This is a genomic window from Pseudomonas sp. GM60 (assembly GCF_000282415.1).
GTDB lineage: Bacteria > Pseudomonadota > Gammaproteobacteria > Pseudomonadales > Pseudomonadaceae > Aquipseudomonas > Aquipseudomonas migulae.
In genome coordinates, this window is record NZ_AKJI01000046.1 from 1 (window position 1) to 19,137 (window position 19,137).

The window sequence follows — 19,137 nt, forward strand, 5'->3', positions numbered from 1 at the left end:
CTGTAAGAGCGAAACCAATAGCCGCCGTTACCGCAGGAATGGATATGTACACCCCCAAAAAATCCGTCGCCTGACACAAAGCCTTCGCGAGCAAGCCCGCTCCCACAATGGTTCCGAGTACATCTGCAAGATCAGGACGGCCATCAGCCCCCAGAATGGACGCAAGCGCAGTCCGACAGAGGCATTCCCTTGGTGAAGGATTTCATACCCAACACCACGGTATTTTTTGACGACCCAGCTAAGATTTACAGACGGTGAACCTTATTCCCGGATTTCCGGTCGATACCTGCAACCCGACCCGGTTCGCCACCGCCCCCGATCAACGAGGGTGATGACTGGCTTGCTTCACTTTCTGGAGAACGCCCCCGTGATATCCACCCTACACATCGCCAGGCTCAAAGCATGGGGCGCCCATGGTTTTACCGCCACTGGCGTAGTCACAGCCTTCCTCGCCACCCTCGCCCTGCTGGAAAACCAGCCCACCAATTGCCTGCTGTGGCTGGGTGTCGCACTGATCGTCGACGGGCTCGACGGCGCACTGGCGCGCAAGGTCAATGTGCAGTCGGTGTTGCCAAGCTTCGACGGCTCGATCCTTGACCTCGTCATCGACTACCTGACGTACGTGTTTATCCCGGCACTGTTTATCTATCGTTACATCCCGTTGCCGGACTACACCCTGCTGCTGACCGTGTCGCTGATTCTGGTCTCGTCGCTGTTCTGCTTCTGCAACGTCAACATGAAAAGCAAAGACAACTACTTCCAGGGCTTCCCCGCCGCGTGGAACGTGGTTGCGCTGTGCCTGTACATCATCGCCCCGTCGCCGTGGATCACCCTGCTCACCGTCATCGGCCTGGCGTTGCTGACCGTGACCCGGATGAAATTCCTGCACCCGTTTCGCGTGCGCCGGTTCATGCCGATCAACATCGCCGTGACGGCCATCTGGTTGCTGTGCAGCTTGTCGCTGGTGATCAACCATCCGGTGATCAACCCGATGGTCATGGGGCTCTGGTTGCTGATGTCGGCCTACTTCCTGGGGATTTGCATCTGGCGCACGGCGATGGAATGGTTTGACGGCTCGCGGCACCCATAAGCCATGCCTATTCATATCGTACGACTCGGCTCACCGCGCCTGCCCGATGAAGGCCTTCGGTTAGGCACCGTACGCCGCCCGCCTCGTGGCGTGCCGAAGGCTGAGTTTGCCCGCCGGGATTTTTATGATGTGTGGCAACCGCTGCTGTCGCCCAGCGCTGAATTAGTCGCCGAAGCCAAGGCGGCGGCAGATGAAAAAACCTGGGAGGGCTTCAAGCGCAAGTTCAAGGCTGAAATGAATCAGCCTGCGCCCAGCCAGTTGCTGGATCTGTTGGCAGCCCTCTCCCATCACACCTCGCTGGCCGTCGGCTGCTATTGCGAGGATGAAGCGCACTGCCATCGCTCCGTGCTGCGCGAGCTGTTGCAGGCACGCGGCGCCAAGATTATTTAAATTCCATCCCCCCACAAATCCCCCCTGTAGGAGCCGGCTTGCCGGCGATGGCGTCCGTCCAGTTACCCTTACTTTTACTGACAGACCGCCATCGCTGGCAAGCCAGCTCCTACAAGGGATCGCGTTGTTCTCGAGGTTGATGTTCGCCGCGTGATCGCCACCTTCTTCACGCCGCCCCACTCCCGCTGGACCAGACGACAGGTTGATCATGGTCAATACTCAAAGGGTTGAATGCCCGTCGAATGACCCTAACGCTCGTTTACCCACGGGAGGTTTGTCATGTCTGAGCAATCACGTTTCATGCTGGTCGCCTCACCCCTGATGGAACACAGCCCCGCCTTCGACAGGGCCGCAGCATTGGCCAAGGCCGAAGACGCGGCGCTGCACATCGTTGCGTTCGATTATCTGGAGGGCCTGGCGACAGCCAGTCTGGTCAATGAAAAGGCCCTGGAGCAGATGCGCCTGGGCTATGTCGATCGACACCGTCAATGGCTTGAGGACCAGGCACGGCCCTTGCGCAAGATCGGGGTGCACGTCACCACTGAAGTGACGTGGGTCGAACGGCCACTGGAGGAAATCCTGATTCACCTGAAAGAGCAGCCGATGGACGTGCTGATCAAGGCGCTGGAGCCGCATTCGATGCTCTCAAGGCTGATGTTCACGCCACTCGACGTGCATTTGCTGCGGGAATGCCCGGTGCCGTTGCACTTCGTCAGCCATGCCGCGCATGCCTTGCCGCGCAAGATCGTCGCGGCGGTCGACCCGTTCCATCATGATGATCACTACAAAAGCTTCAACGACCGCATTCTTCACGAAGCGGCGAAACTGGCGAGCGCCTGTAATGCCGAGCTGGATGTGGTCTACGCCTATGACCTGTCATCGATCAGCGCCGATGAATTCGGCTTCGACAACGGTTCGGCGTTTTTCTCGTCGGGCAAAGCCAGGACCCTGTTCGACTACCAGGAAGCAGCCTTCAACGAACTGGCCGAACGCAACGGCATCGCGCCGCAGCAACGGCACATGATCATGGGCAACCCGGTAAAGGTCCTGACCCGCTACGCCGATGCCTGCGACATCGACGTGATCGTGATGGGCCGCATCGGCCATCGCGGCCTGGGCAGGCTGATCGGCAGCACGGTGGAGCACCTGCTGTACAAAATGCCGTGCAGCGTCTGGGTGGTGTACAGCGAGCGGTTGGATGAATAGTCCGGCACACCGCAAAACCGGGAACTCGACGCGAATCCTGTAGGAGCTGGCTTGCCGGCGATAGCGTCCGTCCAGTTACCATCACGTTAACTGGCAGACCGCCATCGCCGGCAAGCCAGCTCCTACAGGTGGCGTGGTGCTTTTCAGCGTCGGGTGATCACCACTTCAAGGTATTCACTCGGCACCACCAGCGATTTTTCACCCGTGCGGTTCAAGCGGTTGATCAGCTCGGTCAGGTCACCCTCAAGGGCCTGGGCGCCTTCGGGGGGCAGCGCCGCGAACGCCTTGTGGACCGGGCCATACCAGGTGCGGAACGTGTCGATGAAATGCGCGGCCGAACGGTAGCGGAAATTGAAGAACCGCCGTGTCACCTGAAGCAGAAACTCGCGCTCATCAAAATGCTTATGCAGCCAGGCCTCGGAACCCCAGTTCGACGGTGGTTGTGCCCCCGGCGGAGGTGGCATGTGCCGGCCCAGGGTCTTGAACATCTGGCCGACGAAACCTTCGGGCGTCCAGTTGGCGAGGCCGATCCGGCCGCCCGGACGACAGACCCGCGCCAGCTCGGCGGCGGCTTTGGCCTGGTCCGGTGCGAACATCACGCCGAAGGTCGACAGCACGGCATCGAAACTGCCGTCCTCGAACGGCAGCGCCTCGGCATCCGCCACTTGAAAGGTCACCTCCAGGCGCTCCGCCCGGGCCCGGTCTTCGCCGCGCTCCAGCAGCGCGGCGACATAGTCGGTGGACGTGACGCGGGCACCCCGGCGCGCGGCCGCCAATGTCGCGTTGCCGTTGCCGGCGGCGACGTCCAGCACGCGCTCGTCGCAAAGCAGGTCGCAGGCTTCGGCGAGCTGCTCGCCGACAATCTGCAAGGTGGTGCCGATCACGGCATAGTCGCCACTGGCCCAGGCGGCCATCTGACGGTTTTTCAAGGCAGTGAGATCAATGGGAGTACTCATCAAATCGCTCCGTTACGAGTTCAAACGCCCCCGGCTTATTCCGCCGTGGTGGGGTCGATGACGGTCATGACCCGGGAAATGCGGTTGGCCGGGAAACCACTCAGCCTGGCATGCTCCCGGATCAACTCTTCGTTGGGCGAGAGGTACACACAGTAGAGCTTGTCACCGGTGACATAACTCTGCTGCCACTGCACCTCCGGCAAGTCGCGCAACGCTCGGCAGGACTTTTGCGAAGCCGCTTTCAAATCCCTTTCTGACAGTGTTCCAGCACCCGGAATCTCGCGTTCAATGATGAACTTCGGCATGGCAACCTCTCATTTTTGTTATTGATGACAGGGTCAGCAGACCCTGTGCCAACTATCGCGCCGCTGACCATCGGCGTCCTGCCCGATCGTCGGCCAACCTTGCCCGATCGTCCGGAGGTTTCGCGTTGTGCCGCCACAGGCTCACAATCAAAAACTGCCCGCCCACAGGGGAACACCACCATGGACGCCCTGTCCCAGACCCTGCGCGTCGTCCGCCTGGTCGGCGCGATTTTCATCAACGCCAGGTTCACTGCCCCCTGGTGTTATCAGTCACCGAGCGCGGACACCGCCGCACCGTTTCTCGAGCCCGGCGCCGAACGCGTGGTGATCTTTCACTTGATCACCGAAGGCGAGTGTTATGTCGAACTCGGTGATGATCCTCCCCAATTGTTGACGGCTGGCGATGTGGTGGTGTTTCCGCAGGGCGATGCCCACCGCATGTGCTCTAAACCCGGTCTCGCGCCGGCCAGCGGTGCACGGCTGGACGTCGTGCTCGCGCGGCGTCCACGGCAGTTGAGTTATGGCGGTGGCGGCGCGGTCACGCGGCTGGTGTGCGGCTATCTGGCGTGCGATACGCGGCTGGCGGGCATGTTGTTGACGGGGTTGCCGGCCGTGGTAAAGGTCAATGTGCGAGGTTCGAACGCCGGGATCTGGCTGGAATCTTCGGTGCGTTATGCGCTGGCCGAAGCGCGCTCGCCAAGGCCCGGTGGTGAAGGCGTACTGGCCAAGCTGGCCGAGGTGTTGTTCATCGAAGTGCTGCGTTTGTACATGCACGAACAGGGCGAAGGCCGGACCGGTTGGCTGGCGGGTGTGGGCGACCGGATCGTCGGCGCCGCCCTCAACGCGCTGCACAAAAAACCCTGTCATGCCTGGACACTGGATGAACTGGCGCGCACCGCCGGCACCTCAAGATCGGTATTGGCGGAACGCTTTCAGCAACTGGTGGGGATTTCGCCGATGCAGTACCTGACGCAATGGCGCATGTTGCTGGCGGCCAACCTGTTACGCAGCAGCAACAGCTCATTGATGCGCATCGCCGAGGAGGTCGGTTACCAGACCGATACGGCATTCAGCCGGGCGTTTCGGCGGGAGTTCGGCGCACCGCCCGCGGCGTGGCGGCGCAGTCAGGAGAAACGAACAATGGCCCACGGCGCGGAGCCTGTGAGCCATTGAGTTGACGGGTTACGCAGCGGGAGCTTTCGCTTCTTCCAGCAACTGCTGGATCATCTTCTCCTGGGTTTCGTAGCGACCTTCACCGAAGTGGGTGAAACGCACCTGCCCCTTGGCGTCGATCAGGTAGTGAGCGGGCCAGTACTGGTTATCGAAGTTGCGCCAGATCGCGTAGTTGTTGTCGATGGCCACCGGGTAGGTGATGCCGAGCTTTTTCACCTGATCCTTGACGTTGGCGATGATGCGTTCGAAGCCGTATTCCGGGGTGTGGACGCCGATCACCACCAGGCCATCCTTCTCGTATTTCTTCGCCCAGTCCTTCACATAAGGCAGGGTGTGCTGGCAGTTGATGCAGTCGTAGGTCCAGAAGTCCACCAGCACCACTTTGCCTTTGAGCGACTCATTGGTCAGTGCTGGCGAGTTGATCCATTCGACGGCGCCGGACAGCGACGGCATCGGGCCTTGGGCATTGTCCAGGCTTGTATCGGCCTTGACCTTGCTGACCAGGTAATCGACCACTTTCGGTACGCTTTCCAGCACGCCTTTCTCGATACTGCTGACGCCCTCGGAAGAAGTGCCGGCCAGCAGGGTCTTGTCGGCGCCGGTGGAAATCACCACCGCAGCCGCCAGTACCGCAAACCCGGTACCGCGTCGCAACCAGCCGGTCACCGGAATCGACGCTTTCAAGCGATTGACCAGGCCGCGACCGGCGAAGATCAAGGTGCCCAGGGACAAAGCGCTGCCCAGGCCGTACGCCACCAGCAACAGACTGGTCTGCGCGTTGGCGCCTTGCAGCATGGCGCCGGTGAGGATCACGCCGAGGATCGGCCCGGCGCACGGCGCCCAGAGCAGACCGGTGGCGACACCGATCATCACCGAACCCAACGGGCCGGACATTTTGCGGGTGTCGGGGTCGAGGCGATTGCCCAACAGAACGAACGGGCGTGCCAGCCAGCCGCCGACCCGCGCAGAAATCAGCGACAGGGCAAACAGCGCCATCACAATCAGGGCCACGTGACGACCGGTGTTGTTGGCTTGCACCACCCATTCACTGCTGACCACGGCCAGGCTGGAGATCAGGGCGAAGGTCAGGACCATGCCGCCAAGGGTGAGCAGGATCGAGGAGCGGGTGCGGTCGACCCCGGCGAACAGGAACGGCACGACCGGGAGGATGCAGGGACTGAGGACGGTCAAAATGCCGCCCAGAAAAGCGATGAGAAACATGGGGATCACCTTATAAATACGAGGGTGGCGATTCACACGCGGTCCCTGTAGGAGCTGGCTTGTCGGATCGCCGCACCGCAGCGATAGCGATCTGTCAGTCACATATGAGTGGCATGTGATGACGCCATCGCTGGCAAGCCAGCTCCTACAAGGGAACGGTGTTGCTTCAGGCCGTTTGCTCATCCAGCAATTGGCCTTGTGGCGTGCGGCTGCCACCGTTCTCGGCAACCATCTGCCCTTGCGGCGTGCGGCTCGAACCATCCTGTGCCAGGAAGGCGTTGGCGCCCTGCTCGTTCACCGGGGTCAGCTGGAAGCAGGTGCTGCTGCCGCAAGTGCTTTGTTCAACGGCGGCGTTGGCGTGAGCGGCGGCGCCGGCAAGGGCGAAGGCAGCGGCGGTCAAAAAGCGGGTTACGTTGTTCATGGCGTTATTCCTGTATCAAAGAGGGATTGGCAATCGGTCAGCGAAGGACTCAGTTGTCTTCGTTGCAGTCAGCAATTTTTCGGTAGTCCAGCACTTGGGTTTTGTTCTGGGAGTCCAGGTAAGTCAGCTGGGCATCGACAATCCCGCAGGCGCTCGTGGTGTCCTGTGTCAACGACACCACTTTCTTGATGTCCAGGTGCGTGCCGTAGCTGTAGGTCCTGGCGCTGACGTCAGCTTCGGCACGGGCCGACAGGGTGCAGATGTTCAGGGCGGCAAACAGGCAGGCGGCGTAGATGGCTTTGGTGTTCATGGTGGTGTCCTCAAGGCTTCAATGGGTAGGTCGTTCAATTGAGCCGAGGCGGTTGGGTTTGCCTCGATGGAACCTATTAGAAGGCCCTGAGGTATCTCGTCTGTGTCGAGAAGCGGCGCGTGTAAATCGGTACGTATCAAAGGGGCCTGCCGATACACAGCGATACAAAACCCCTGGATTCCCGGGTTTTTAAGTCCATGTGTATCCGCCGACACACCAGATACACTGCAATACAAAGGGTGGCGGGCGAGCGGGCAAAGGCTCGATAGACTGTGCGCATTCCCTATTTGAAGAGGCTTGGCCCCATGGAACACGTCGATCACATCCTCATCGTGGACGATGACCGCGAGATTCGAGAGCTGGTAGGCAACTACCTGAAGAAGAACGGCCTGCGCACCACCGTCGTGGCGGACGGCCGGCAGATGCGCGCGTTCCTGGAGACCACGCCGGTAGACCTGATCGTGCTCGACATCATGATGCCGGGCGACGATGGCCTGATGCTGTGCCGCGAGATCCGCGCCGGCAAACACAAGACCACCCCGGTGCTGATGCTCACTGCGCGCAACGATGAAACCGACCGCATCATCGGCCTGGAAATGGGCGCCGACGATTACCTGGTCAAGCCGTTCGCCGCCCGTGAACTGCTGGCGCGGATCAACGCGGTGCTGCGGCGCACGCGGATGCTGCCGCCCAACCTGGTGGTCACCGAAAGCGGTCGCCTGCTGGCCTTCGGTCGCTGGCGCCTGGACACCTCGGCCCGCCATCTGCTCGATGACGACGGCACCATGGTCGCGCTCAGCGGCGCGGAATATCGACTGCTGCGGGTGTTCCTCGATCATCCGCAACGGGTGCTCAACCGCGACCAGTTGCTGAACCTGACCCAGGGCCGCGATGCTGATCTGTTCGACCGCTCCATCGATTTGCTGGTCAGCCGCCTGCGTCAGCGCTTGCTCGACGACGCACGGGAACCGGCCTACATCAAAACCGTGCGCAGCGAAGGCTATGTGTTTTCGCTGCCGGTGGAAGTCCTCGGGGCGCCCGCATGAACCTTTCCCTGCGGTGGCCCCGCACCCTCGCCTCGCGCCTGTCGCTGATTTTCCTGATCGGTCTGATTCTGGCGCAGGTCCTGTCTTTCGGTGCGCAGTACTACGAGCGCTACGAAAGCGCGAAAAACACCATGCTGGGCAATCTGGAAACCGACGTTTCAACCTCCATCGCCATCCTCGACCGCTTGCCGGCCGAAGAGCGCATGAGTTGGCTGCAACAACTCGATCGCCGCAACTACCGCTATTTGCTGGATGAAGGTTCGCCCGGCACGGCGATGAGCGATACGCCTATCGCGATGACTTCAATCAAGGACGCCATCGGCAAGGATTACCCGATGACGGTTACGGACATTCCCGGTCCGGTCAAACACTTCCAGGTCCATCTGAAACTGGCCGATGGCAGCCCGGTCACCATCGACGTGCGTCCGTCGATGGTGCCGTTGTCGCCCTGGTTGCCGGTCGTCTTGCTCGGCCAACTGTTGCTGATGATTCTGTGCACCTGGCTGGCGGTGAGAATCGCCATTGGCCCCCTCACCCGCCTCGCACAGGCCGTCGAAACGCTGGACCCCAACACCCACCCGGTGCACCTGGACGAAACAGGCCCGACCGAGGTCGCCCATGCCGCCATGGCCTTCAACGCCATGCAGGCGCGCATCGCGGCGTACCTCAAAGAACGCATGCAATTGCTGGCGGCGATTTCCCACGACCTGCAAACCCCCATCACTCGGATGAAACTGCGCGCCGAGCTCATGGACGACTGCAACGAAAAAGACAAACTGTGGAACGACCTCGGCGAGATGGAGCACCTGGTGCGCGAAGGCGTGGCCTATGCCCGCAGCGTCCATGGCGCCACCGAAGAAAGTCGCCGCACCGATCTGGATTCGTTCCTCGACAGCCTGGTGTTCGACTATCAGGACATGGGCAAGGACGTTCAGCTCAGCGGAAAAAGTGACACCGTCATCGACACCCGGCCGCACGCCTTGCGCCGCGTGCTGGTGAACCTGACGGACAACGCACTCAAATTCGCCGGCGCGGCGCAACTGCAGGTGGAATCGAAACCTGGCGGCAGCTTGTCGGTGAAGGTGATGGACCGCGGCCCCGGGATTGCCGAAGAAGAACTCGCCCACGTGATGGAGCCGTTCTACCGCGTGGAGAATTCCCGCAACCGCAGCACTGGCGGCACCGGCCTGGGCCTGGCGATTGCCCAGCAACTGGCGCTGGCCCTCGGCGGGTCGTTGACGCTGAGCAACCGCGAAGGCGGCGGACTCTGCGCAGAGCTAAAGCTCCCCACCAGACCTTTGTAGGAGCCGGCTTGCCGGCGATGGGCGTGAACGTTAACGCGTGTTGTCTGAATAAACGCGTTATCGTTAACGTCCATCGCCGGCAAGCCGGCTCCTACAAAAGTGATATGGACATTGCACATGGATGAAAACAGAAGACCCATCAAAACGCGTTCTGCGGGATGGGCCAAATACGTCACCGACCAGTTGGTGAAAAGGGACCTCTCCCCCAATCAGATCTCCGTGGCCAGCATCGCCTTCGCACTCGCTGGCATCGTCGCGCTCAATATCGACACGGGCGTCATCGGCTCAATCCTCTGCGCCCTCGGCATTCAGTTGCGTCTGTTGTGCAATCTCTTCGACGGAATGGTGGCGATTGAGGGCGGCAAGAAATCCGACATCGGCAGCCTCTACAACGAATTCCCCGACCGGATTGCCGACAGCCTGCTGATTGTCGGCCTGGGCTACGCCATCGGCTACTCTGACCTTGGCTGGTTTGCCGCGCTGGCTGCGGCATTGACGGCTTACGTCAGGGTGTTTGGCGGCTCGATCGATCTCAAGCAGAGCTTCATCGGCCCGATGGCCAAGCAACACCGAATGGCAGTCATGACGGTCGGGCTGCTGCTGAACGCCGTCGAAGCGAGCGTTTATGCCACTCACTACGTGCTGTTGATTGCGCTGGTCATCATCGCCATCGGCTCCGCCGCGACCTGCGTCACGCGCACCCTGGCCATCTCGCGCGAACTGAAGGGGAATCCTCATGTGGATCAGTAACGCGCTGATTTCTGTTCTTCGATTCGTGATCGGCGTCACGGCCCGATGGGAAAGCCCGCCGGATCTGACACGCCAGCGTATCTATTTCGCCAATCACTCCAGCCATATGGACACCCTGGCAATCATCGCGGCCCTGCCACCGGAGGCCCGAGTGAACGTGAAACCGGTTGCGGCCGCCGACTACTGGGGAAAGAACAAATTCCTGTCATACATCTCGCAGAAAGGCCTGAATGCGGTGCTGATCGATCGCAACCCCGCGCCCGGCGTCAACGTACTGGAGCCGATTTTCGACGTGGTGCGCGCCGGCCATTCGATCATCATCTTTCCGGAAGGTACGCGCGGCAGCGAGGCGTTGCCCGGTCCTTTCAAATCGGGTCTGTTCCGCTTGGCCGAGACATTCCCGGAGGTGGACCTGGTGCCTATCTACCTGGAAAACCTGCATCGCTCCATGCCCAAAGGCAAACACGTCCCCCTGCCCATCATCTGCACAATCCGTATCGGCGATCCGCTGCAACGGATCAGCGGCGAGGAAAAACAGGTGTTTCTGGATCGGGCGCGTGACGCGATTGTGAGGTTGTCGGAATGAATCTTGATGAAAAGTTTTTGTGGTTCTTCGGCGCCATTGCCGCCCTGTTGGCGATCGCTTCGATCATCGGCCGGATACTGGCCAAGCGGGCTACGACCGAGGGCTCGGTCTCGACCATCGAAAACCTCAACCAGCGCGTAAATGCCTGGTGGGGGATGGTGATCATTTTCTTCGTGTCCTACCTGCTGGGCGGGAACGCGACGGTCATTCTGTTCGGCTTCATTTCCCTGTTCGCGCTCCGGGAATTCATCACCCTGACACCGACCCGGCCTGGCGACCATAACGCGCTGTTTTCGGCGTTTTTCATTCTGATCCCCTTGCAATACATATTGATCGGCACCCACTGGTATTCGCTGTTCACGCTGTTGATTCCGGTGTACGCCTTCCTGCTGTTGCCGGCGATTGCGGTGCTGAGCCAGGACACCGACGCCTTCCTGGAACGGGCGGCCAAAATTCAGTGGGGGGTGATGATTTGCGTCTACTGCATCAGCCACGCGCCGGCGTTGTTGCTGCTGGACCTGGAAGGCTTCCAGGGCCAGAACGCGCTGCTGCTGTTCTACCTGGTGTTCGTCGTGCAGTTGAGTGACGTGTTGCAGTACGTGTTCGGCAAGCTCTTCGGCAAGCACAAGGTTGCGCCGCTGGTGAGCCCGTCGAAAACCGTGGAAGGCCTGGTCGGCGGCGGTTTGTCGGCCACGCTGATTGGTGGCTGCATGTTCTGGATGACACCGTTCAGTTTCTGGCAGTCGCTGATGATGTCGTTCGTGATTGTGGTGATGGGTTTCCTGGGCGGCCTGGTGATGTCGGCGATCAAGCGCAGCCTCAGCGCCAAGGACTGGGGCACCATGATCAAGGGCCACGGCGGCATGCTCGACCGGATGGACTCGATCTGCTTCGCGGCACCGATCTTCTTTCACCTGACGCGGTACTTCTTCTCCGCCCAATAAAAACGCATCCCCCCTGTAGGAGCCGGCTTGCCGGCGATGGCGGTAGCTCAGTCGACACATTTATCGCTTGAACGGACGCCATCGCCGGCAAGCCGGCTCCTACAGGGGGTTATGTCGGGCTCACCACCCCTTCCCCGTGCATCTGCCGCAACAGCGCCGTTCCACTGTCGATGAAACCCTGCGATCCCGCCGCCCCCGCTTCGACGGCCAATCCTTCCAGCTGCTCACGCCCGTTCAGTTGGGGAAACTCGCCGATCCGCTGCAACAAGCGCCAGGCCAGCGGGCTCAATTCGGAAAACTTCACACTCCAGTCCTCCGCCCGGCGAACCAACAGCAACGTCGGCTGAGCCGGAGGCGTTTCAGGCTGATAGTCCGGCCCCACCAATTGCACCGGCCAGGCATACGCCAACGGCCAGGCCAGCGGTGAAACCTGCAACGGTCGATCCAGCAACAGCCCGACATCACTCGCCGGCAATGGCTCGGCGTCGGACTGTTGCAACACCATCTCGATCCACTCGTAATGCGCCAGTTCCACCATGAACGGCGGCCACGACCCCTCGTGCAACGCAGACGGCTCTGACGCAAGAAAGTCGACAAACTCCCTGGCGATCTCACCGAATTTCGGCGTTTGCGCGCGGTGGTCCCGCAAGAAGATGCGCACCAGCGAACCCCAGCGCTCATCGCCAAGAATCTTGATCAGCACTGGAAAAGTACCGCTGAGCAAGATCGAGAGGTTATTGAAAACAAGGTCGCGATAAACCTGTGCCCGCGCCACGTCCATTCCGGCCGGCGGCGCGCAGTGATCGGGGTCGCGCAGGTAAAGCCCCAAGGTGTTTTGCTGCTGAAACAGGCTTGCGTTATCCACGGTTCACCCCCTTGGCCTGCAAGCGGCGGATGGTCTGCAATTCAGCCACCAGTTCAGAGAACGCCGGGAAATTGAAATCCCGCTCAAGCAACGTCGGTTGCGCGCCGAACCGCGCATAAGCCTGGGCCAGCAACGACCACACCACCGGTTTCACCGAGGCGCCGTGGGTGTCGATCTTCAACGTGTCGGATTCATCGAAATGCCCGGCCACGTGCATCGCCACCACCCGGTCCGAATCGATGCCGGCCAGAAAAACCTGCGGATCAAAATCGTGGTTGATCGAGTTGACGTACACATTGTTGACGTCCAGCAACAGGTCGCAATCGGCTTCGCGCAGCACCGCGTTGGTGAACGTCAGCTCGTCCATGTCCTGCTGCGGCGCGGCGTAATACGAGACGTTTTCCACCGCCAGGCGCCGACCGAGGATGTCCTGGGACTGACGAATGCGCGCAGCGACGTGGTGCACCGCTTCTTCGGTAAAGGGCAGCGGCAACAGGTCGTAAAGGTGACCGTCATCGCTGCAGTAGCTCAGGTGTTCGCTGTACAGCGGCACGTTGTACTGATCGAGAAAAACCCGCACTTCTTGCAGGAACCCGACGTCCAGCGGCGCCGGCCCGCCCAATGACAGGGACAAACCATGGCAGGACAACGGATAGCGCTCGGCCAGGCCCCGCAGTGCCGCGCCATGAGCGCCGCCGATGCCGATCCAGTTCTCCGGCGCGACTTCCAGAAAGTCGAAATCGCCCACGCGGGCGGCTTGAAGGTCTTTCATCAAACCGCGGCGCAGGCCAAGTCCGACGGTGGCCTTCGTTGATGTGTTGGAAGTCTGCATGATGTCGATCTCAAAGGTTGTCAGAACGTAATCACAGTTAACCGAAACGGTGTATCGGGCCTGTGTTGCGTTCCGGCAGAAAATCGCGGCGGTTGTATCGCCGGCGGGTCTGTACACACTTCGGTACAGAGCCGCCGTTGGGCGTTACGCCAGGTCGTATTTCTCGCGCACCAGATGGCCGATGCCGATGCGATCGAGCACGTTCATCGGGCACAGGAAGGTCACGCGCACGGTGCCGGGCAAGCGGCTGATGTCGATGGAACCGGTGATGGTCGCGCGGTTGAGCACTTCGTCATACGGCAGGCCCGTGACCGAAGCGGCACGTTTCAGGCCGTTTTCCACCGCCACGTTGAGGTTCTCGCCGCTGCCGATGAAGGTGATCGGGCCGCTCTGCTCGATCTCGGTCTGGCCCCAACGCTCGCCCAGTTCGCGGACTTTCTGCCGTTGCAGGGCATTCATCGGCCGCGCCATTGGCGGCAGATCATCAAGGTTTTGCAGGAGGATCGGGCCTTCCAGTGTCAGGTGCTTGATCACTTCGACCTGCACTTCGGTTTCCCCGGAGCAGTCGGTGGCATGCCCGGCGATCTCGCCGTTGCCCTGCTGGGCGTGCATGTCGCCCATGTACACACCGGCGCCCGGGACTTTCACCGGGCAGATCAATACGCAGCCTTCGCGGATCGAGTTGGTGTCCATGTGACCGTCGGTCTTGGCCGCGTGCAGTTCCTCACGCGTCATGCCGAAACGGTGCGGTGCGCCGATCAGGTATTGGCCGAAATCGGCGCAGTTGTGCGAGTCCGGCAAGTCCCGCGACGGCGTGGTGCCGATGTTGCCGAGGAACGGTCGCATGTGCGCAGCAACGCCGGGGATGTCGGCGCGGGCCAGGGACAGGATCGAATGCTGGGCGGCGAACTCCGGCAGCGCCGACATCTCGGAGGCGTTGCCCGCCAGTTGGTTGGCGATGTCCTGATTGACGGTCAGGCTGACCTGATTCTGCGCATCGAACACGATCACGTACCCGTGGCTGAAGCGGAAAGCGCTGACTTCGGCGCCGCAATTGCTGCAACGAATCGAATCTTCGCCAATGCCTTCGACGTAGCTGGCCGGGTGCTCGGTGCCGCATTTGCTACAGAATTTAGCGACGAACGGATCGCCGTTGTAGCGACCTTCAACGAAGCTCATCACGCCGGACGAGGTGGCCAGCGAGGTGACGCGCATGCTTTTGATCTTGATCGCCACGGCGTCGCCGACTTCGGCACCGGCAATGGCCACCGGTTGGGTCACTTCATGGCCGCCCTCGAAGGCCGGCGTAATCATCGGCCCCCAGCAGCCCGGCGGCGTGCCGGTGATCAGGGTGCCACCGTCGGCCAGCGGGCCGAGCATCGGTTGGCTTGGGCCGATGAGGCCGCTGGTGTATTGGTCGACGCGCAGGCGATCGACGGGGGTGGATGTCAGGTCGGTTTCAGGCAGGAGCGTGGTCATTGTTGTCCCCTTCACGGTGTATAGGGTGCCAAGCGGCCTGTGCAGTTCATCGCAGGTTTGTATCTGGGCTGTGTTCGGCAGTGAGCCGGTTTTGCGGGAAATGTATCGAGAAGGACGTTAGATACACTCCGATACACACGTACCCCTGTAGGAGCGAGGCTTGCCCGCGAAGGCGATATTTCAGACACATCCTCGTTGCCTGACACTCCGCCTTCGCGGGCAAGCCTCGCTCCTACAGGGGTACGTGCGTGAATCAGGCAAATGCGGGCTTTCGTCGCTCCGGCCGGCAGCCCACGGCCTGCGGACTAAACTTACTGCACGCAGGACGCACTCGCCGTCCTGATCATTTCCACGACCACTGCCCAGAGGCGAATGCCTCGACAAAGAATGCCCCTGGACCGTGATCCAGCTAAAGGAGCACACGTGATGGACGAGGCCAGACTCAACGATTTCATGGGCAAACTGGTGAACGACATGGGCGGCGCGGCGATGCTCGCCAACGTCATCCTCGGCGAAGAGCTCGGGCTGTACCGGGCGATGGCCGACAGTCAGTTGATCAGCCCCGAAACACTCGCCGAGAAAACCGGCTGCAACCCCCGCCTGCTGCGCGAATGGCTCAGCGCTCACGCCGCGTCCGGTTACATGGAACACCGCGACGGCCAGTTCCGTCTGCCCGAAGAACAAGCCCTGGCGCTGGCGATCGAAGACTCACCGGTCTACGTGGCGGGCGGTATCGGGGTGGTCGCGTCGTTTTTCCATGACAAGGACAAGCTGGTCAAAGCCATGCGCGGCAACGGCGCCCTGCCCTGGGGCGAACACCATCCGTGCATGTTCAGCGGCACGGAACGGTTCTTCCGGCCTGGCTACAAAGCGCACCTGGTCGCCGAATGGCTACCGTCCCTTGAAGGTGTCGTCGCCAAACTGGAGGCTGGCGCCAAGGTCGCGGACATCGGCTGCGGGCACGGCGCATCGACGGTGATCATGGCCCAGGCGTTCCCCGACTCGCGGTTCGTCGGTTTTGACTACCACGCGCCGTCCGTCACCGTCGCCAACCAGCGCGCCGAGGAAGGCGGTGTGTCCGGACGGGCGCGGTTCTTCCAGGGCACGGCAAAAAGCTATCCCGGTGACGACTACGACCTGATCTGCTATTTCGACTGCCTGCATGACATGGGCGACCCGGTGGGCGCGGCGCGGCACGCCTATGAGTCGCTGAAACCGGACGGCACGGTGCTGCTGGTGGAACCGTTCGCCAACGACAAACTCGATGACAACGTTACCCCGGTTGGCCGGTTGTTCTACGCCGCCTCGACGTTCATTTGCACCCCGAACTCGCTGTCCCAGGAAGTCGGCCTCGGGCTCGGCGCCCAGGCCGGTGAGGCGCGGTTGCGCAAAGTGTTTACGGAAGCGGGATTCAGCACGTTCCGTCGGGCGACGGAAACGCCGTTCAACCTGATACTCGAAGCGCGCAAATAAACACCGTACCTGTAGGAGCCGGCTTGCCGGCGATGGCGTCCGTAAGATCGCCATCGTCGGACCGCCGCCCGCAGCAAGCCGGCTCCTACAGGTTAAATGCTACCCTGCAAACACCCCTGGCCCCTCGGAGTGTTGAACATGCTCGACAGCCGCACCCGCGAACAACTCGACCGGCTTCAGCAGTTCATGGCCGACCAGCCGTTCGTGGTCCTGACCGGTGCCGGCATCAGCACCCCGTCGGGCATTCCGGACTACCGCGACCACCAAGGCGTGCGCCGTGGCCGGCAACCGATGATGTATCAGGAATTCCTCAGCGCCCCGGAATCCCGACGCCGCTACTGGGCGCGAGCGATGCTCGGCTGGCCGCGGGTGCGCCAGGCTCAGCCGAATGTGGCGCATGAAGCCCTCGCCAACCTGCAAAGCACCCGGCAGATCAGCGGGCTGATCACCCAGAACGTCGACACCTTGCACGACCAGGCCGGCAGCCACGACGTGATCGAACTGCATGGCAGCCTGCACCGGGTACTGTGCCTGGATTGCGGGCAGCGCATTGAGCGGGATTCGATCCAGCAGTTGATGGAAACGCAGAACCCGTACCTGGCCGGCGTGGATGCGGTGCAAGCGCCGGACGGCGACACGCTGCTCGACGCGGCGTTCGAAGCGCGGTTTCAGGTACCGCATTGCCCGCATTGCGCGGGTGAGCGAATGAAACCGGACGTGGTGTTCTTTGGCGAGAACGTGGCGCAGGTGACGGCAGCCAAGGCAATGGCTGCGGTGGAAAGAGCTGCGGGATTGCTGGTGGTGGGGTCTTCGTTGATGGCGTATTCGGCGTTTCGGTTGTGCCGGGCGGTGGCGGATCAGGGCAAGCCGCTGATAGCGATTAACCTGGGCAAGACACGGGCGGATGACATCCTCGATTTGAAAATCGAGGCATCCTGCGAACAACTATTGCCGTTGCTGACCCAGCGCCTGACACCTTAGCAACAACGCATACCTTGCCGGCGATGGCGGCGTAACAGATACACCGCGCCGCCTGAATCGCCAGCAAGCCGGCTCCTACAAGGGTCTGTATTCACCTGACGCACCACCAAACCTGTAGGAGCCGGCTTGCCGGCGATGACGTCCGCAAAAACACCACAAACCTCAAGGCCCAATCGCCAGGGTCTGTATTCACCTGACACACCACCAAACCTGTAGGAGCCGGCTTGCTGGCGATGGCGTCCGCAAAAACACCACAAACCTCATGGCCCAATCGCCGGCAAGCCGGCTCCTACAAAGACCCGTGGGCGATTACAGCAGCGACAAGGTGTAGTTGATGATAAAGCGATTCTGATCAACGTTGCGGCCCGCATCGGTATTCGACTTGCCGTTGCGCACGCTGAAACCAAGCCCCTTGAGCGACCCCGATTGCACCACGTAGTCCAGGGTCATATCGCGCTCCCACTCGGACTGATCGCCCGCGTTGCGAACCTTGATGTCAGTCCCTTTCAGATACGCGATCGACGCTTTCAGGCCCGGCACGCCCAAAGGCGCGAAGTCATAGGAATACTGACCGAAGTTCGTCTGCTCGCCCGCGCGGGTAAAACTCTGGATCATGCGGTCCGTCGGCAGGTAAACACTGCCACCACCCGCCCCTTTATCGACCAGGCTGCCTTGGTTGGGCTGCACGAAGTTGCTGCCGTCACCCACCTGTTGATGCCCCAGCGACACCGAGTGACCACCGTTCACATAGGTGATCATCGCCACCCAGGTGTTGTTGTCGATTTCACCGTTGTTGTCCTCGGTATAACCCGAGGTGCGGTAGCCTTGTGCGCGGCCGACGGCGGAACTGTTGGCGCCCGTCGATGTGGTATTGAAGTAACGCAGATCGGTGGTGAACGAGCTTTTGCTGTCGATCGGCAGCACGTGGGTCAGACCGAAGAAGTTCTGGTTGTAGAAGTCTTCCATCTGCGCGAAGTAATACTGCGCCTTCAGTTCCTTGGTGATGTAGTAGTCACCGCCAGCGAAGTAGAACTTGTTGCTGTCCTGAGTAGCGCCCGGCACCGACAAACCGGTCCGGTCCGTCGAGGCGCGACCGACTGCGTGTTCAAGCACACCACTGGTCAGCATCAAGCCATCGATGTCATTCGAGGTGACCTGCGCACCGGTGAACGACTGCGGCAATACGCGGGCATCGTTCGACAACAGGATCGGCAATTTCGGCAGCAAGGTGCCGTAGCGGAACTCAGTTTTTGAGATGCGCATCTTCGCCGTGGGGCCAAAGCTGCTCCAGGAGTCGGCAGCACCGTCGCCGTCACTCGGGATCATGCCGCTGCCCACGTGGCGACCTGCGCCGCTGTCCAGCGTCACACCGAGCAACGCTTGCGCATCCAGCCCGAACCCGACCGCGCCCTGGGTAAAGCCGGACTCGTAGCGCAGCACAAAACCCTGCGCAGCCTCCTCGGTTTTCGACGGGTCCGCCGTGCCATCGCGGTTGTCGCTGTTGAAATACAAGGTGCGCATCGACAGCGTGGCTTTGCTGTCCTCCAGAAAACCGTGCGCGGCAGTGTCGGCTGCCTGTGCGCACATCGAACCGGTGGCCAGCAAAAGTGCGGTGGGGATTGCTCGCTTGAACATACGGTGCTCCTGGGTCATTTTTTTATGTTTTTTTTAGTTTTTGCCGACCGCTGTCCGCCACGGGCACTCGACCGCGGCGCGCACAATGCCGCGCTCGATGAGTGACCATGAGCCTTGAGGAAAGCGATCGGAGTGTTCGAGCTAGATGAGGTAAGAAAGACCCACGGTCA

At 61.2% G+C, this 19,137-nt stretch carries 20 protein-coding genes; 11 read left to right on the forward strand and 9 right to left on the reverse strand.

The window, feature by feature from the left end; translation table 11 throughout:
- Window positions 1-367 precede the first annotated feature (367 nt).
- From pcsA to PMI32_RS17675, 3 genes are all read left to right on the forward strand, one after another.
- Window positions 368-1,090, forward strand: coding sequence for a phosphatidylcholine synthase (gene pcsA / locus PMI32_RS17685; protein ID WP_008028178.1), 723 nt, complete (start codon window positions 368-370; stop codon window positions 1,088-1,090).
- A 3-nt stretch (window positions 1,091-1,093) separates the two neighbouring features.
- Entirely contained in the window at window positions 1,094-1,480 is a 387-nt protein-coding gene (locus PMI32_RS17680) for a DUF488 domain-containing protein (RefSeq protein ID WP_008028180.1), read from the forward strand.
- 279 nt (window positions 1,481-1,759) lie between these two features.
- Window positions 1,760-2,686: a universal stress protein gene (locus tag PMI32_RS17675; RefSeq protein WP_008028183.1), complete on the forward strand. Its 927-nt coding sequence runs from the start codon at window positions 1,760-1,762 to the stop codon at window positions 2,684-2,686.
- A 143-nt stretch (window positions 2,687-2,829) separates the two neighbouring features.
- Here the strand turns inward: PMI32_RS17675 and PMI32_RS17670 are convergent, their stop codons facing one another.
- Window positions 2,830-3,642 (reverse strand): class I SAM-dependent methyltransferase, encoded by an 813-nt coding sequence (locus PMI32_RS17670; RefSeq protein ID WP_008028184.1) that lies wholly within the window; start codon window positions 3,640-3,642, stop codon window positions 2,830-2,832.
- A 35-nt stretch (window positions 3,643-3,677) separates the two neighbouring features.
- A complete protein-coding gene (locus tag PMI32_RS17665; RefSeq protein WP_008028186.1) occupies window positions 3,678-3,947 on the reverse strand; it encodes a DUF4242 domain-containing protein in 270 nt (89 codons plus the stop codon).
- 180 nt (window positions 3,948-4,127) lie between these two features.
- On the opposite strand from PMI32_RS17665, the gene PMI32_RS17660 reads away from it, so the two are divergent.
- Window positions 4,128-5,120: an AraC family transcriptional regulator gene (locus tag PMI32_RS17660; protein ID WP_008028188.1), complete on the forward strand. Its 993-nt coding sequence runs from the start codon at window positions 4,128-4,130 to the stop codon at window positions 5,118-5,120.
- Window positions 5,121-5,129: 9 nt separating this feature from the next.
- On the opposite strand, the gene PMI32_RS17655 is transcribed toward PMI32_RS17660, so the two are convergent.
- The 3 genes from PMI32_RS17655 to PMI32_RS17645 form a co-directional block, all read right to left on the reverse strand.
- Entirely contained in the window at window positions 5,130-6,341 is a 1,212-nt protein-coding gene (locus PMI32_RS17655; RefSeq protein WP_008028191.1) for a cytochrome c biogenesis protein DipZ, read from the reverse strand.
- Between the two features lie 166 nt (window positions 6,342-6,507).
- Entirely contained in the window at window positions 6,508-6,762 is a 255-nt protein-coding gene (locus PMI32_RS17650; RefSeq protein ID WP_008028192.1) for a hypothetical protein, read from the reverse strand.
- 49 nt (window positions 6,763-6,811) lie between these two features.
- Window positions 6,812-7,072, reverse strand: a complete 261-nt coding sequence (locus tag PMI32_RS17645; protein WP_008028194.1) for a DUF2790 domain-containing protein — start codon at window positions 7,070-7,072, stop codon at window positions 6,812-6,814.
- 305 nt (window positions 7,073-7,377) lie between these two features.
- Between PMI32_RS17645 and PMI32_RS17640 the strand changes: the two genes are divergently transcribed.
- The 5 genes from PMI32_RS17640 to PMI32_RS17620 all read left to right on the forward strand — a co-directional run bounded on the left by PMI32_RS17640 (window position 7,378) and on the right by PMI32_RS17620 (window position 11,702).
- Window positions 7,378-8,118 carry a response regulator gene (locus tag PMI32_RS17640; RefSeq protein ID WP_008028195.1) on the forward strand — a complete coding sequence of 247 codons (741 nt, stop codon included), beginning with the start codon at window positions 7,378-7,380 and terminating at the stop codon, window positions 8,116-8,118.
- The gene (locus PMI32_RS17635) at window positions 8,115-9,422 is read left to right on the forward strand and encodes a sensor histidine kinase (RefSeq protein ID WP_008028199.1); all 1,308 of its coding nucleotides are present in this window, start codon (window positions 8,115-8,117) and stop codon (window positions 9,420-9,422) included. Before PMI32_RS17640 ends, PMI32_RS17635 begins: the two co-directional genes overlap by 4 nt.
- Before the next feature lie 117 nt (window positions 9,423-9,539).
- On the forward strand, window positions 9,540-10,172 hold the full coding sequence (locus PMI32_RS17630; RefSeq protein WP_008028202.1) for a CDP-alcohol phosphatidyltransferase family protein: 633 nt from the start codon (window positions 9,540-9,542) through the stop codon (window positions 10,170-10,172).
- Window positions 10,159-10,758, forward strand: a complete 600-nt coding sequence (locus tag PMI32_RS17625; RefSeq protein WP_008028204.1) for a lysophospholipid acyltransferase family protein — start codon at window positions 10,159-10,161, stop codon at window positions 10,756-10,758. Before PMI32_RS17630 ends, PMI32_RS17625 begins: the two co-directional genes overlap by 14 nt.
- Complete coding sequence (locus PMI32_RS17620) at window positions 10,755-11,702, forward strand: phosphatidate cytidylyltransferase (RefSeq protein WP_008028205.1); 948 nt, start codon at window positions 10,755-10,757, stop codon at window positions 11,700-11,702. The genes PMI32_RS17625 and PMI32_RS17620 overlap by 4 nt, the downstream gene beginning before the upstream one ends.
- Window positions 11,703-11,811: 109 nt before the next feature.
- Here PMI32_RS17620 and PMI32_RS17615 read toward each other — a convergent pair whose 3' ends face one another.
- The 3 genes from PMI32_RS17615 to PMI32_RS17605 all read right to left on the reverse strand — a co-directional run bounded on the left by PMI32_RS17615 (window position 11,812) and on the right by PMI32_RS17605 (window position 14,878).
- On the reverse strand, window positions 11,812-12,567 hold the full coding sequence (locus PMI32_RS17615) for an HvfC family RiPP maturation protein (RefSeq protein WP_008028207.1): 756 nt from the start codon (window positions 12,565-12,567) through the stop codon (window positions 11,812-11,814).
- Window positions 12,560-13,399 carry an HvfB family MNIO-type RiPP peptide maturase gene (locus PMI32_RS17610; RefSeq protein WP_008028209.1) on the reverse strand — a complete coding sequence of 280 codons (840 nt, stop codon included), beginning with the start codon at window positions 13,397-13,399 and terminating at the stop codon, window positions 12,560-12,562. Before PMI32_RS17610 ends, PMI32_RS17615 begins: the two co-directional genes overlap by 8 nt.
- Window positions 13,400-13,543: 144 nt before the next feature.
- Entirely contained in the window at window positions 13,544-14,878 is a 1,335-nt protein-coding gene (locus PMI32_RS17605) for an acetamidase/formamidase family protein (RefSeq protein ID WP_008028211.1), read from the reverse strand.
- 426 nt (window positions 14,879-15,304) lie between these two features.
- Between PMI32_RS17605 and PMI32_RS17600 the strand changes: the two genes are divergently transcribed.
- Both PMI32_RS17600 and PMI32_RS17595 read left to right on the forward strand, forming a co-directional pair.
- Entirely contained in the window at window positions 15,305-16,351 is a 1,047-nt protein-coding gene (locus tag PMI32_RS17600) for a class I SAM-dependent methyltransferase (protein ID WP_008028214.1), read from the forward strand.
- A gap of 138 nt (window positions 16,352-16,489) precedes the next feature.
- The gene (locus PMI32_RS17595; RefSeq protein ID WP_008028215.1) at window positions 16,490-17,332 is read left to right on the forward strand and encodes an NAD-dependent protein deacetylase; all 843 of its coding nucleotides are present in this window, start codon (window positions 16,490-16,492) and stop codon (window positions 17,330-17,332) included.
- Between the two features lie 309 nt (window positions 17,333-17,641).
- Here the strand turns inward: PMI32_RS17595 and PMI32_RS17590 are convergent, their stop codons facing one another.
- Window positions 17,642-18,967: an OprD family porin gene (locus PMI32_RS17590; protein WP_008028217.1), complete on the reverse strand. Its 1,326-nt coding sequence runs from the start codon at window positions 18,965-18,967 to the stop codon at window positions 17,642-17,644.
- Window positions 18,968-19,137: the final 170 nt, after the last annotated feature.